The sequence below is a fragment of the Deinococcus sp. JMULE3 genome (assembly GCF_013337115.1).
Classification (GTDB): domain Bacteria; phylum Deinococcota; class Deinococci; order Deinococcales; family Deinococcaceae; genus Deinococcus.
In genome coordinates, this window is the sequence record NZ_SGWE01000003.1 from 33,644 (window position 1) to 47,808 (window position 14,165).

Sequence of the window (14,165 nt, forward strand, 5' to 3'; positions counted from 1 at the left end):
CGCGTTACAGGTTGTCTTTCAGCGTGCTGGCGACCTTGAACCCGATCTTCTTCCCGGCCGGGATCTGGATCTTCTCGCTGGTGCCGGGCTTCACGCCAGTGCGGGCCTTGGTTGCGCGGACGCTCAGCGTGCCCAGGCCGGGCAGGCCGACGCTCTGGCCGTTCCTCAGGCCGTTGATGACGGCGTCGACCATGGCGTCGAACGCGTCACCGGCCTGTTTCTTGGTCAGACCGGTCTCGGCAGCGACCCGGTCGACGAGTTCCGTCTTGGCGATCCGGGAGGCGGCGGCTTTGGGTGCGGTGGAGGCGTTATTTGGCATGTCCGCATCCTGACGGCTGTGCAGCACGCACCGCAAGGTACTTTGCGTAGTAGTACCCAATCTCGGCGGTGTGTGCCACTCGCACTCCAGACGCAGTGGGTCTGCTCAGCGCCGCAGGTCCAGCTGCCACTGCACCGGCCCGGCCCCGACGCTGCCGGTCACCTGCCGCGCCGTCACGTGCGCCTTGATCGTCCCCCACGACGCTCCGCTGGCGGCTATCAGCGTCCCGGACAGGTACGTCCCGCCACTCTCCGGCGTGACCTCCCCCCGCATCCAGAACGTGCCGAGCGTCGGGTTCGCCAGCACGACCCGCTTCGGCGTGCTCAGCAGATCCAGCGTCAGGGTCAGGTCCGCGCTGCCCACCGGGCTGGTCCCCACGCCCCGGTAGGTCCCACTGGTCAGGGCCTGCGCCACCGGAGCGGCGCTGCCCCCCTGCCCGAGCTGCCCCTGCAGGAGCGGCAGCAGGTAGAACGCCCCGCCCAGGATCACCACGGCCAGCGCCAGGCTGACCAGCGCGCCACCCGTCCTGGCGGGCGCAGGGGCGACCGGCGCAGTGCCTGCTACAGGCGTGACGGCGGCGGGACGCAGGAACGCGCGGCGCAGCGCGGCCGTCTCGACCGCGTGACGGATCTCGGTGATCACCAGCAGGATCGCGAGGCCGATCAGGCCGTAGAGCATCTGGTAGGGGTGATCCTGCACGTAGCGTGCGACGTCCGTCATGCGCGCAGGCTACCCGCAAAGACCCCGGCCGTGCCGCTCTTTTGCGTCCCACGGCAGTTCACCGCTCAATTCCACAGCGGGCCGTTCATTCCTGAATCGTCAAACGGGTGAAGAACCGTCGACATTTCCGAGAAGTATGGATGGGCTTGCCAAGCACTGCGGTCCCCGATCACGTAGAGTCGCCGCTTTGCCCGACTGACGGCCACGTTCAACAGATTCGGGCTGCTGGCCGCCCAGGCCTTGGCTCCGACATTCGATGGATGACCGCCCAACACGAGAATGACAACGTTTGCCTCTTTACCCTGAACCGTATGCACGGTCCCAGTCAACTGAACTCCCGCTGCCCGGCCGATTTCGCGTAACTCCTTGACGACAGCTCGGAACGGAGAGATCAGATAGATCTCCCCAGGTGCCTGCCCAGAGTGAAGCAACGTGGATAGCAATCGCTTCAGGGCTTCCCCTTCAGCCGGGACGTAGTGCGAGTCAGCCGGGCCTTGCACATCGATCCAGCCACTCGCCGGCAGATTCACTGCTTGCTTGTGGGAAGTACCAAAGACCATCATGCCTGCGTACGCCACGCGATTCGAGATCGTGAACATCGGCTCATCACACCGACGGTGCACTCTGAGCGGCGAACCCACCCACAGGTGACTGCCATCGTCCCGCCGCAGGGCAGTGCCGTACCGCGTGGTCCGGTCAGCCAATTCCTGCACACTCGTCACACGGGGAGCAAACGCCTCCGCGACCCGATGGTGCGTCCGGAGGGCTTCCTGAACGGATTCAGGCAGTGTCACGACAGGCTCCAGCTGTAACGGATCACCAACCACCAGCGTGCGTTTCGCCCGCCAGATCGCTCCCGCAGCCGCCTGTGGTACGGCCTGACCAGCCTCATCAATCAACAGCCAGCCCAGGCTTTCCCTGCCCATTCGTGCGAACAGCCGGTCGAAGCTGGCGAAAGTGGTGGATAAGACCGGCACGACGAAGCAAAGGCTCGCCCAGGCCGTCCTCGCAGCCTCATCCGCTGCGCCCGCCGGAAAGTCACCACTCAGCAGATCCATCGCCACCGTGAGGTTTTGCCTGAACGCTGTGGCATTCGCCGTGATAAAGGCGCGGTGCAGGTTCAAAGCTTCGAGGAACACGCGCCTGCGCGCGGCGTTCCATGCAGGATCGAGCCACGGTGAGGAATGCTCCCGCGCCTCGTCATCGGTCGCCCACACCTGCAGGTCAGGGAAATGCACGCCCAGCGAGGTCCTCACCGTGTGTAATTCACCCGTCAGCCGCTGAGCTTCCGCCTGGAGGTGTCCCAGGCTCTTCTGCAGATCCCTCTGTTTCCGTTCAAGTTCGGCTTTCGCATCACGCGCGGATCGGGTCGCCTGCCTCGCGGCCTTCAATGTCCGGGATGCTTCCTCAATCGACGTGACATGCTGCGCGTCCTGCTCCTGCCACGTTCGCAAGTCCCGTCCCAGGGAAAGCAGGTTGGCCCAGACCCCAGGTCGGAGCGTGGCGTGGTGAGACCGCCGACTTTCACAGTCCGTGACGTCCGTGACGGCGGCCTGCTCTGCCGAATGCGCGCCACTGATCTGAACGTCCACTCTCGCCAGCGCACCCTCCAGATCAGCGAGTTGGACGGGAATGCTCCGCAGTGAGTTCAGAACTTCCCTGTGGCGCATCAGCATCGCGTGTGCCTGCTGCCTTTGCTGACGGATGGCCTGTTCCGACTTCACGGCGCGTTGATACCGCTGAACTGCTCGCGGCCAGTCGACCGCACCACCCTCGTGACCCTGAAGGTAAGTCCGGAATCCTGCCGCGGCACTTGAACTCCCGGCCCGATCGCCGTACCAGAACTTGGAGATGAAGTCACTCCGGTTCTGCTTGTTGCCCAGACGGGCAGCCAGGAGAGCCCACGCCTCTTTCCCGATGACTGCTGTCGCGATTTCGGCAAAGTAATCCACCACGGGATCAGCGCCAGGAGACAGCCAGGAAGGATCGACCGCGTCCAGCTTCGGAATTTCCAGCGTGATGTTCTCAACCGCGCCGTTATTGCTGGAGGCAACCACGATCTCGAAACCCAGGAATTGATTCCGGAACGTGTTTGCCCGCCGGTTGAACTTCCCGACCCGGTACCCGCTACTGCCCTGAAATGCCTGCGCAGGTGACGTAAGCAGCGCGAGTTGCTCAGCCCGTTGCACGATCACGGCCGACACGAGATCCCGCAGCAGCGTGGTCTTGCCCGTTCCGGGGGGACCATTGACACTCGTGAGCCCACCGCCCTGCAGTGAACTGAGCGCGGTGTTCACCGCGAACTGCTGACTGAGGACAAGTGGATGATGATCCTTCGCTGGCCAGCTTCCCGAGGGAATCAGATCCGGGCTGAGCTGTGCCAGCACGACGTCCAGCTCATCACGGACGTCGACGCGTTCACGGACTGGAAGACGGTCCTGCGGGGTCAGGTAGGTCCGCAGGCCGCTGCCGACCTGACCCCGTGCCATGGCCTGTGACACCCGCCCCAGATCCTTCAGGTAGAAGCTGTTGAGGAAGTCCTGTTCGTCTGGTGACAGGTGCTTCGCACTCGACACCGCGAAGCTCCTGATTCTGGATTCACCAGGCTTCAGGACGTCCTGCACGCCAAGGGTACGTGCCACCTTCTGCGTGAACTCTCCAAGTTCCGTGCCGGTCATGACTCGTCCAGCCGCAAATCCCCATTGCAGGATCTGTTCGCCTCGGGCATCGCCCGGCTGAACAGCAAACGCCAGCTCGAACGCTTTCCGGAGAGCGTCACTGGCCGTTTCGAAGAGATCCGGATCAGGCATCCGCCCGGTGCTCGTCAGTTGCCCCAGCGCCCACGCGCAGGAAGACACGACAAACGTGTCGAAGAGTGGACGGCCCTCATCTGTAAAACTCACGGCGAACAGGCAGCTTTCACTCCGAACAATCTCCTCGTACGTTTCACCCGGTCGTTTGAGTGCCACGTCAAGGATGTGCTTCACCCGCTCCAGTTCATACGCTCCGCCGTACCAGGTGTGCCGCCACTTTCGCCCTGACCCTGCGGAGCGCTGACCCAGCGGGTGACCGTTCTGCCATGGGAGTGGTTCTGCACTGTTCTGCACGGCAAAAACAGGTTCAAATCGGTCGCGGACATTCACTTTGGGAATGGTGGGGGGACTGAACAACTCCGCGTTCCGCCAGAAGTCGAGGACAGCGACGGCATGCCGATCAGGAGCGGCAGTCACCCCGCACAACCGGACTGAATTGAACAGAGGGGTGTCATGAGCGCATTGTCCCCGAAATGACGGTTAATCGGCGCGCAAACTTGCCATTCACCCCCGCAGCCACGTCTGCAGGTCACTCCACCCGCCCGTCCCGTACGCGTCCGGCCCATCCCCACGCAGCCGCCGCCACTGCCACGTGCCGCCCTCGCGGGTCATCGAGCCCAGCTCCCCGGATGACCGGGGCGCGTGGTACAGGGTGCGCTCCGAGGAAGACTGCGGATCGGCGGGAAGGGGGCGGCCGGGCTGGAACAGCGTCATCTCTGCAGGCTATCGGAACCAGATGAAGGCGCGCCCTACAGGCCCAGCGCGGGGTAGTGGCCTTACTTGATGGATCGTCCCACCCTGTCACTTAGCGCAGGGTCGCAGTTGAACTTCTGCTCAAACACTGAAATCAGGGAAGTTGACCGGAGGCCTCCCCAGGCCAATCAGGGCGCGGTCGTAGGCGCGGGCCGCCTCCTCGGAGGTGTCGTACACGCCGAGCGAGCGGTTGGTGAATCCGCCGTGGGCGTTGCGGCCCTCCTTGATGCTGGCCTTCCAGCGCCCGCCCCTGGTTTGGGTGACGCCGATCAGGCCGGGTGTGGGCTTGCGGCGGGGCTTCTTCTCGCGGACCTTGAGGCGCTCCTCGTAGCCGGGGAAGAGCGTGGGGTGGCTCTTCTTGGCAGCCTGGCGGCCGTTCGGCACGGCGAGCAGGTTCTCGCAGCGGAAGTCGTAGTGGTCCCCGTTGCAGTGCATCCAGATGTGGCCCTCGGGCGCCTTACCCATGATCAGGGCCGAGAGCGAGGTGGCGACGGTCTTCTTCAGTTCACGGTCCCACCTGAAGACCTGCAGGCTGGGGGCGGACCTGCTCGGCTTGGCGTCCCTGACCTTGGTGTCGGGGGGCAGGATGCCGGGGTCGAGCAGGATGGTGCGGCCAGTGTTCTGGACTCTCATTGAAGACATACAGCGTTTAGTCCGGAATTAAATGGATGGTCATTTGATCAGGCTGTGGCTGCGGCCCGCTCCAGGTTCAGCGCCAGCAGCCGCGCGAGCACGTCGTCCTCGCTCAGGGGCCAGTCCCAGCCGTACGCGGCAGCCACCGCCTGGTCGAGCATCTCGTGCGCGTCCGCCAGCGTGCTCAATCCCGCCACCGCCTCCACTCTCGTCACGCGGTACTCGGTCAGCAGGTTGTACATGTCCGTGAGGCCTAGCTTCACGCCCCCCTTCCGGCCAGGGGCGTCCTTCCCGTGCAGGTACGCGCGGGCCTGCTCCAGATACCGGGCCGCCGCCTCGATCTTCTCCCGGCGCTCCGGGGACGGCTGTGGGAACGGGAACGTCTCGAACGTCGTGGTCGGCGTGTACCGTGGACGGTCCTCCAGGCTGGTTCCCAGGCGCGTCGCCCACGCCACATGGATGCCGCTGTTCAGCACGCCGAACATGTAGTCCTGATCCGACGCGATCACCGTGACCAGATCAGAAGGCACGACCGAGGTCGGGAGCCACACGAACACCCGGTGCTTCGCCACCCGGGACGTCCCGATGAAGCGTTCCAGCGGCTTCAACGCCTCACGCATGTTGGGCCGAGCTTCGGAATAGATCCACCACTTCTGCCGGTACACGGCGCGATTGTTCTTCTCACGCACGGGCTTGACGTGTTCCGTCACGTGCTGCATGGGTCGTCGGTATTGTTCGGCTTGCTCCAACACCATCTGAGCGAAGTCAACCGTCCAGCGGTCCTTGCTGCGGTCCATCACGTCTTCCCCCGTGACATATGGCTTCAGCACGTCGCGATTGCTGACGCCCGTGGGGTTCGGCAGGTCCAGCCACTCCCGCGCCACGGCGCCGGGCAGATCGAACTTCCCGGCCGGTTTCACGCCCTCGAAGGACAGCCCGGCGTTCTCCGACAGTCGCCGCGCCTGCCGCACATCCACCCCGCTCGTCAGGTCCGCGTTGAACGCCGCGACCGGCTGCGACCGCGTCACGCGGCTGGTCAGATCAGCTTCATCCCCGTCGTGCCAGTGCGTGGTGCGTGCCTGCTGCGTCCCGTCGTCGAAGCCCACCACGCTCACGCGCACCGCCGCGCCGTCCTGCACCCACGCCCGGTCCGGCCACGCCAGGAAGATCCCCCCGGTCTCCTGCAGGCGCTGGAGCACCGCGGCGTTCGCGCCGCCCCGGATGCTGTTCGTGGCGATCAGCCCTGCCCGGCGCGTGCGGCCCGCCTGGATCTCCGCGCGGGCCTTCTCGAACCAGTACATGACGAAGTCCGCGAAGCCCGGCACGCGCCCCTCGTACGCGGCGCGCAGACCCTCGGTGTACGCGTCCCCGAGCCGCTGGCGCATGCGGGTGTTCCCCAGGAAGGGCGGGTTGCCCACGATGAACTCTGCTGCTGGCCACTCGGGTTCTTTGCCGGTCTTCTCGTCGAACACGGCGTCCATGTGCTGGATGCTGCCGTAGTTCCGCAGGATGGGCGTGGGCCACTCGTCGCTGGGGTGCGCGGCCTTCCACTGGAGGAACGCGATCCACACGCTGACCGACGCCAGTTCATGCGCGAACGGTTCCACCTCGATGCCACGCAGCTGCTGGGGCGTGATGCGGCTGGGGAACAGCACGAACGGCGCCCCGATCTCCCGCGCCAGGCCGATCACCTCACTCTCCAGGTCCAGCAGGTGCCTGAGGGTCACCACCAGGAAGTTCCCGCTCCCGCAGGCCGGGTCGAGGACGGTGACGCCCGCGAGCCGCTGGTGGAACGCCTGCAGGGCCCCAGTGGCCTTCTGGAGGCGGTCTTTCGCCTTCCCGCCCAGCAGCGTGCGGACGTTGTCCTTCACGGCGTCCCACTCGGCTCGCAGGGGTTCGAGGACGACCGGGACGGTCACGTCGAGGATGTCCTGCACCGGCGTGTAGTGCGCGCCGCGCTTCCCGCGGGTGCCCGAGTCGAGGCTGTGCTCGAACAGCGTGCCGAAGATGGCCGGTTCGACCTTCGACCAGTTCAGCCGCGCCGCGCCCAGCAGTGCGTGCGCCTCCGCGGCCGTGAGGTCCAGTGCCCGGTCACTGTCGAACAGCCCGCCGTTGAAGTGCCGGACGTCCGCGCCCCAGAACTCCCCGCCCGTCTGCATCGCCCCGAACAGCTCCTCGAGGTACCCGCGTGACCGTTCGGGGTGCTCGGCGCTGCGTTTCAGGACGCGGGTGAGCGGCGTATCGTCGAGCAGACCGACGTCCTCGGCGAACATTGCGAACACCAGCCGCATCAGGAAGTGCGACACCTCCAGCTGGCCCAGGCCGCGGCGGACCATGCTCTGCGCGACCTCCCCGACCTGCTCGGTCGCCTGGGTGGTCATCTCCTGCCGTTGCCGCGCCGGGTTCAGCAGTTCCGGGCGGTGGAAGGCGGCGTGCAGGACCTGCAGGGCGGTCAGGTCCGTTGCTTCGAGCTTCCGGTTCTGCTCGATGTCGTCCAGGGTGATGCGGTACATGCGGGGCGCGGTCGCGGTGAAGACCGTGTGCACGCGGATCTCCACGAAGTCTGTGACAATCATCAGGGGCGGGTTGCCCAGCTCGTACGCGTACAGGCTGGCCTGCGCCAGGGCGTCCCCGAGTTTCCTGGCGCGGGCGTCCGCTGTTTTCTGCGCGCGTTTGGCCTCCCAGATGAAATGCCGGGGCAGGAACACGTCGGCCTTCCCAAAGTCCTTCGAGCCGATCTTGCTCACGCCCGCCTGGTACGTCAGCCCGGCCGGTGCCCCGGCCTGACCGGGCACGGGGCCACCCACGAGACTGGCGACGTCGGCGTAGTGTTCCTGGTAGGCCTGTTCCTCGGTGACCTCAAAGGCCCGGGTGCGCCATTTGGCCGCGAATTCCTGGGGATGCATCCTGCACAGTATGGAGGCCACCTGACGCGCGACACTGCGCACATGCCGTGCGATACGTTGAGCCGATGACAACCATCAACCGTGCCACGCTGCTGCGCCTCAAGCTGAAAGACTACTTGGCTGGGCATTTCACGACTTCCGAGGAATGGTGCGTACGCTGGTGAAATCCGGCGGGCGGCGCTGGAGTTATCCGGCACGTCCCGCTGGATGAAATCGGCACCCTGCGCTGGGCGAATCCGGCACCCTCTGCTGGATGTCGGCACCCGACACGTAGACGAGACTCCCTTGGTCATCCTGAAGGATGACCAGAAAGCGAGCGTCTATGCGAAAAATCAGAGAAGTCTTGCGCTTGAAGTTGGACCTCAAACTGAGCGACCACCAGGTCGGGCAGAGTGTCGGTCTGGCGCGCAGCACGGTTCAGGACTACGTCATCCGAGCGAAACAGGCCGGGCTGACCTGGCCACTTCCCCCTGACCTGGATGACCACCAGCTTGAACAGCAACTGTTCAAGCAACAGGATCAGGCGGCGCAGCGTGCCGTGCACATTCCCGATTGGGCTGCACTGGACCGAGAACTCCGGCGCAAAGGCGTTACACGCCAACTCCTGTGGGAAGAATATCGGCGCCAGCATCCCGATGGCTGGCAGTACGCGACGTTCAACGAACACTACCGTCACTGGAAAGCCGCGAGCGGTTTGACCATGCGTCAAACCCACCGAGCAGGGGAAAAACTCTTCGTCGACTACGCCGGACTGACCGTGCCCATCACGGATCCAAAAACCGGAAAAGTAAGTGCAGGACAGGTGTTTGTGGCGACCCTGGGAGCCAGTGACTATACCTACGCGGAAGTCACACGCACGCAGAGCGTTCCGGACTGGATTGCCTCGCATGTCCGTGCCCTGGCGTTTTTCGGCGGTGTCCCGGACATCATCGTTCCTGACAACCTCAAGGCTGGCGTGCACCACGCCAGCCGCTACGAACCTGAGCTGAACCGCACCTATCAGGAGTTTGCCCAGCACTACGATGTCGCGATCATTCCGACCCGGGTTCGTAAGCCCAAAGACAAGGCCCTGGTCGAAGTGCATGTGCAAATCGTGGAACGCCGGATTCTGGCGCCCCTTCGTGATCGGGTGTTGTTCAGCGTGTCGGAAGCGAATGCACTGATCTGGGCGCTGGTCGAGGCACTGAATCAGCAACCGTTTCAGAAACGACCCGGCAGTCGGCGCAGTGAGTTCGAAGCCCTGGATCGCCCCCTACTCCGCCCTTTACCCATCCAACCGTTCGAAATTGCGGAGTGGAAGCAGGCTGTGGTGGGGCTGGATTACCACGTCGTCGTCCTGGGGCACGCCTATAGCGTGCCCCACCTGCACGCCAGGACGCGGGTGGATGTTCGCCTGACTCCGCAGCTCATCGAAATCTACCGGGCAGGACAGCGGATCGCCGTGCACCACCGGGTGTCAGAGGAGCACGGCAGGACGATGCGGCACACGACATTGGCGGAACATATGCCGACCCATCATCGGCAGCTCGCTGCTCTGAACGCGGATGCCTTGATCCAGCAAGCCCAAGCCATTGGTGAACAGACCGCCGCGCTGGTCTGCGCCATTTTCGATGGTGAACAGCATCCTGAACAGCAAAAACGCACGGTGTTGGGCATTCTCCGGTTGCACCGTGAATATGGCGCGCGGCTGGAAGCCGCGTGCCGCCGTGCCCTGTTTTTGCAGGCCCACAGCCTGCAGAGCGTCCGTTCCATCCTGAAGCACCGCCTGGACGAGGCCGAACTGCCCGCGGCCTCTGAGGTGCTGCCCGTGGCGGTTCACAGCAATCTCCGTGGCCCGCAGTACTTCGCCGATCTCGACGAACCCGACACGGACCGCGTGTTGAATTGAGGTTTTGATGCTCCTGCACCCTGTGATTCAACAACTCCGCACGCTCAAACTCGATGGCATGGCCCTGGCGCTTCAGGAACAGCAGGAACAGGCCAGCATCCGCGAACTGAGCTTCGAAGAACGCTTGACCCTCCTGTTGGAACGCGAGCGCGTGATTCGGGATACCAAAGGCATGCAGCGCCGCCTGTCGGCGGCGCGGCTGAAACAGAACGTCAGCATGGAGGAGGTGGATGTCAAACATCCACGTGGGCTCGACGCCAAACTGTTCAGGTCACTTCACAGCGGGCAATGGATCGCCGAAAAGAGAGGTGTCATCATCACCGGCCCGACGGGGGTCGGCAAGACGTTCATTGGGTGTGCCCTGGCACACCAGGCCTGCCGCCAGGGGTTTACCGCGCTGTACGCACAAACAGGACGACTGCTTGGGGACATGACGCTGGCCAAAGGCGACGGGCGGTACCTGAAGTTGCTCGCTCACCTGGCCAAGGTGCAGGTGCTGATTCTGGACGACTGGGGGCTGGATGTGCCGACGCCAGAAGGCAGAAGAATTCTCCTGGAGATTCTGGATGACCGCTATGAGCGGTCATCCACCATCATCACCAGTCAATTTCCGACGTCGGCCTGGCACGCCAATCTGGGTGATCCGACACTGGCGGACGCGATCTTGGATCGCGTCCTGCATCACGCCTACCGGATTGAATTGAAGGGAGAAAGTCTGCGGAAGAGGTCGCGTCACTTGACCCCATCAGCCGTCAGCCTTTCATAATGGACACAGCTCGTCTGCCGTGGGGGAGAGTGCCGGATAACCTCAGCATGAGGTGCCGGATAACTCCAGCGGCGACTGCCGGATTAGCCAGCATACGCAAATGGGATGACCTCGGCGATCTGTTCAAGATAGGGGACATTTTTTCCGACCACACGCGACTGTACCGAAGTCTGCACTTTGGAGACAGCGACTACGCCCGGGCCATCTCCGAGGTCCTCACCAGTGTCGAGCAGCGTGATCCTGCGCTCATCGAGGGTATAGCCGAACATCTCCAGCTGAGCACGTGGCTGAAAGCTAACGATCCCGCCGTGCATCAGCAGCTCTACGGCAGCGCCTTCGGAGCCCTGGTGGGCGTCACTACTGCCAGCGTGAACAGTAGCTTCGACGTGACGCGCGCCATCACGCGGCTCGAGCAAGCACTCACGAGTGATCCTGAACTGGCCCTTGGTTCCGCGAAAGAATTGTTGGAGTCCGTCTTGAAGCTCATCCTCCAGGCACATGGAGACACGAATCTGACTGACGATATGCCACAGTTGTTGAAGCGCGTTCAGCAGTACCTAGCCCTCGATCCGAAGGTGGCCCTGGCGCCCTCGGCAGCCGGTCAGGACACGCTCAAACAAGTGCTGGCAGGAGTTTCGCAGATCGTCCGAGGCTTAGCTGAGCTTCGCAATCTCTACGGCACTGGTCACGGTGGCGTTGGTCCTTCACCTCTGGAACTCCGACACGCTCATCTGGCGGTGACGACGGCAGGCGCAGCGGCAACCTTCCTCATGGAAACCCACGAGGCTCAGCAGGCTGGCGCTCGCGGAGCTCTCCCATGACGCTCAGCAGCCACCTGAGCGTCATCTGAGGCACGTCGCGTCTAAGTAACACGCTAGCCTGCATCATGGTTCCCCCGGTCTCCCTGCACTTTCAGCCTCCTGAGCCCAGTGGAGACCGCGAGTGGCCGCCCTTCGTGCTTCTATCGTACGGTCAGTACGAGTCTCTGTACGACTCAGACGGCAAAACCCCTTACCCCCTACAGTGGACGGGGTGGTTGATTCGCTATGCCTACCACGTGTTAGGGCTCCTGCATGATGATCTGGACCGGACGTCAGACGAGGCGGTGCTGGCCGCCGCCACTTTGAAGGATCTCGCAGAGGACCTGAGCCTCCAAGACAACGCGCAGGTGCGCGAGCTGCTCTTAGAAGTCCAGGGCCTTCTGCTCGCGCGCCTGCGAAGTTGTCAGCTCCCCACTACTCCTGACCTCTACAGCGTCACCGAGGCCACGGCCGTCCTCGATCGGTGGGAATCTGCAGGAGACGATGTGCATACCGACGCCGCACGGATTCTTAGCGATTATCTCGACGATGTAAGCAAGGTGCTCAAGCGCTCCACGGTCAAGCACCTCAGACGCAGCAACGTCATCCAGGATCAGACCCCTGAAGCGTTGCGGGACGACACCATCCGGCAGCTGCGCCAACTTCTGGACGACGTGGAAACCGGCACGCTGGACCTGCGCGAGGTGGGTGTCACGCGTCGAGGTGCGCTGGAGACGATCACACTCCAGGGCCGCCGCACCAGGTCCACTGCGCAGAACAACTAAAGGGCCGCTCCCCATCCCAGCCCGCTGAGGGATCTGGGATGGGGAGCGGCCCTTTCCGTACTCGATTTACTCGATGGGCACCATCGTGTCCATAAAAATGACGTTCTTTTGACGGTCCTTCCTGCGGGTGCTGATGGTTCCAGTGACGCGCACCTGCTTGCGCCAGTTTGGCGCGACGACGTCGTCCATTAGCCCTGGGGCCACGTGCACCGTCCACTTCCCGCCCTGCTCGTCCGTCAGGCGGACGAGATCGTCCTTGCCGCGTCCATCCACCAGATGCAAGGTTCCGGTGATCTCACTGACTTCCGCATCAGTCCCGTTATCCACTGGAGTGTCTTGATGGGCGTTTATCGTCTTGCGGACGATATCGCGGGTCCGCTGGAGGGCAACGTTCTCGGTTTCCGTGCTGATGCCGACCTGCGTGACGTCCTTACCGTCCGGAGCCAGCTCAGTGGCGAGCGCCACGAAGTTGTTGTAGTACGCCTCGTCACGGATAGCGGCATGCAGCGTGTCCAGATGGTCAGTCTGGACGAGGCGGAGGTTCTGGATCACTTCGCGAACGACCGTATTCTGCTGACCAAAGACGTCGTTCTTCACGCCGAGGCGTACCGTCAGAGCGAAGCTGGCGGCGCGTGGCATCGAGATATACGTCTCGTACAGGTCCTTGATCTCAGTGGCTGGCGCGCCCTTCTGACGGAACGGCAGATTGGAGACGCGCTCCGCGGTCCGGTAGATCATCTTCTGCATGGTGGCCAGCCGTTGATAGGCGTGTTCACTGGGCGCCATGCCGAGGCCGATGCCAGGGCCAGAAAGGGTGAGCTGGAACTCCCCTTCCTGCAGGGTGATGCCCCGTAATTCCAGATGACGCTCGAACGTGACCTGTTCGTACAGATCGCGCAGCTCCTCGGCGATTTCCTCTGGCGGCTCTCCACTGAGGCCGTGCGCAATCAGCCGTTCCGCTTCGCGGTAGTTCCTGGTGCGCATGGCGATGCTGGCCGCACTTCGGTAGAGCACGGACCGCGTGGGCTCCACGGTGACCGCAAAGACCAGCATGTTGGCGGCTTGCGTTTCCAGTTCCAGGGCCAGTCCCAGGAACTGCTGTTCTGCGACAGGATCACCAGCCCGGCGGGCAATGTCGGCACGATCGACCGCTTCCATCGCCATGCGGTGGATTCGCTTCAACTCCTGTTGATCGAGTACAGCGCTCATACCTTCTCCAGATGCGAGTGCGGTTGCGACAGTTCCACAACGCCGACGTAGGCGGGCAGCTTGGTGGCGGCGCTTTGAGTCGTCTGTTTCTTCTTGAGTGCCACGCGCGAAGCCACGGTATTCCCCTGGCTGGCGCGCTCGATGCCGCTTACCTCAAGACGCGCTTTGCGTTGAAACAGAATTTCATCATCTTTTTCGCCCAGCCAGTAGTCTACACCCGTGCCTTTGCAGGAGCGGTCAACGACCGTGTACGGCGTGTTGGCCAGCAAAGTCAGGATGGCGATACCTGCCGCCGCTTCTTCCAGTGCTTCCTGCGGGTCGTTCCAAGTGCGCCTCATCTGATCTGTCACGGTGGTCGTCCAGTTCAGGACGGCTGGATTGCCAGCCACATCGCCGCCCATCGCCAGATCTACACCGGACGCATGTTGGTGTGCTTCCAGTCGCACGATGCAGGCCTGCACATGACACTCGCCTTTCGCAGCACTGATGCCGGGGATGCTTCCGTTCTGCAGCGCTTCTAATGTCAAGGCTGTCAGTGGCACCGTCACGCCCTCCTCCACGTCACAACATCGA

General features: G+C 63.5%; 12 protein-coding genes. 4 read left to right on the forward strand and 8 right to left on the reverse strand.

Going from position 1 to position 14,165, the window contains the following annotated elements; genetic code table 11:
- Window positions 1-4: 4 nt before the first annotated feature.
- The 6 genes from EXW95_RS02525 to EXW95_RS20465 form a co-directional block, all read right to left on the reverse strand.
- Window positions 5-319: an HU family DNA-binding protein gene (locus EXW95_RS02525; protein ID WP_174366116.1), complete on the reverse strand. Its 315-nt coding sequence runs from the start codon at window positions 317-319 to the stop codon at window positions 5-7.
- Window positions 320-424: 105 nt separating this feature from the next.
- Window positions 425-1,039: a hypothetical protein gene (locus tag EXW95_RS02530; protein ID WP_174366117.1), complete on the reverse strand. Its 615-nt coding sequence runs from the start codon at window positions 1,037-1,039 to the stop codon at window positions 425-427.
- 65 nt (window positions 1,040-1,104) lie between these two features.
- Window positions 1,105-4,182 carry a DEAD/DEAH box helicase gene (locus tag EXW95_RS02535; RefSeq protein ID WP_174366118.1) on the reverse strand — a complete coding sequence of 1,026 codons (3,078 nt, stop codon included), beginning with the start codon at window positions 4,180-4,182 and terminating at the stop codon, window positions 1,105-1,107.
- A gap of 174 nt (window positions 4,183-4,356) precedes the next feature.
- Window positions 4,357-4,566 carry a hypothetical protein gene (locus tag EXW95_RS02540; protein WP_174366119.1) on the reverse strand — a complete coding sequence of 70 codons (210 nt, stop codon included), beginning with the start codon at window positions 4,564-4,566 and terminating at the stop codon, window positions 4,357-4,359.
- A 120-nt stretch (window positions 4,567-4,686) separates the two neighbouring features.
- On the reverse strand, window positions 4,687-5,238 hold the full coding sequence (locus tag EXW95_RS02545; protein WP_174366120.1) for an AP2/ERF family transcription factor: 552 nt from the start codon (window positions 5,236-5,238) through the stop codon (window positions 4,687-4,689).
- A gap of 47 nt (window positions 5,239-5,285) precedes the next feature.
- Window positions 5,286-8,144 (reverse strand): class I SAM-dependent DNA methyltransferase, encoded by a 2,859-nt coding sequence (locus EXW95_RS20465; RefSeq protein ID WP_174366121.1) that lies wholly within the window; start codon window positions 8,142-8,144, stop codon window positions 5,286-5,288.
- A 322-nt stretch (window positions 8,145-8,466) separates the two neighbouring features.
- Here EXW95_RS20465 and istA point away from each other — a divergent pair, with 322 nt between their 5' ends.
- The 4 genes from istA (at window position 8,467) to EXW95_RS02570 (ending at window position 12,383) form a co-directional block, all read left to right on the forward strand.
- Window positions 8,467-10,032, forward strand: coding sequence for an IS21 family transposase (gene istA, locus EXW95_RS02555; protein ID WP_119673501.1), 1,566 nt, complete (start codon window positions 8,467-8,469; stop codon window positions 10,030-10,032).
- A gap of 7 nt (window positions 10,033-10,039) precedes the next feature.
- Window positions 10,040-10,798, forward strand: a complete 759-nt coding sequence (gene istB / locus EXW95_RS02560) for an IS21-like element helper ATPase IstB (RefSeq protein ID WP_058979396.1) — start codon at window positions 10,040-10,042, stop codon at window positions 10,796-10,798.
- A 29-nt stretch (window positions 10,799-10,827) separates the two neighbouring features.
- Window positions 10,828-11,619: an abortive infection family protein gene (locus EXW95_RS02565; protein WP_174366122.1), complete on the forward strand. Its 792-nt coding sequence runs from the start codon at window positions 10,828-10,830 to the stop codon at window positions 11,617-11,619.
- A gap of 215 nt (window positions 11,620-11,834) precedes the next feature.
- Complete coding sequence (locus tag EXW95_RS02570; RefSeq protein ID WP_254605465.1) at window positions 11,835-12,383, forward strand: hypothetical protein; 549 nt, start codon at window positions 11,835-11,837, stop codon at window positions 12,381-12,383.
- A 66-nt stretch (window positions 12,384-12,449) separates the two neighbouring features.
- On the opposite strand, the gene EXW95_RS02575 is transcribed toward EXW95_RS02570, so the two are convergent.
- Both EXW95_RS02575 and EXW95_RS02580 read right to left on the reverse strand, forming a co-directional pair.
- Window positions 12,450-13,592 carry a hypothetical protein gene (locus EXW95_RS02575; RefSeq protein WP_174366124.1) on the reverse strand — a complete coding sequence of 381 codons (1,143 nt, stop codon included), beginning with the start codon at window positions 13,590-13,592 and terminating at the stop codon, window positions 12,450-12,452.
- Window positions 13,589-14,140, reverse strand: a complete 552-nt coding sequence (locus EXW95_RS02580; RefSeq protein WP_174366125.1) for a hypothetical protein — start codon at window positions 14,138-14,140, stop codon at window positions 13,589-13,591. The genes EXW95_RS02575 and EXW95_RS02580 overlap by 4 nt, the downstream gene beginning before the upstream one ends.
- Between the last annotated feature and the right edge of the window lie 25 nt (window positions 14,141-14,165).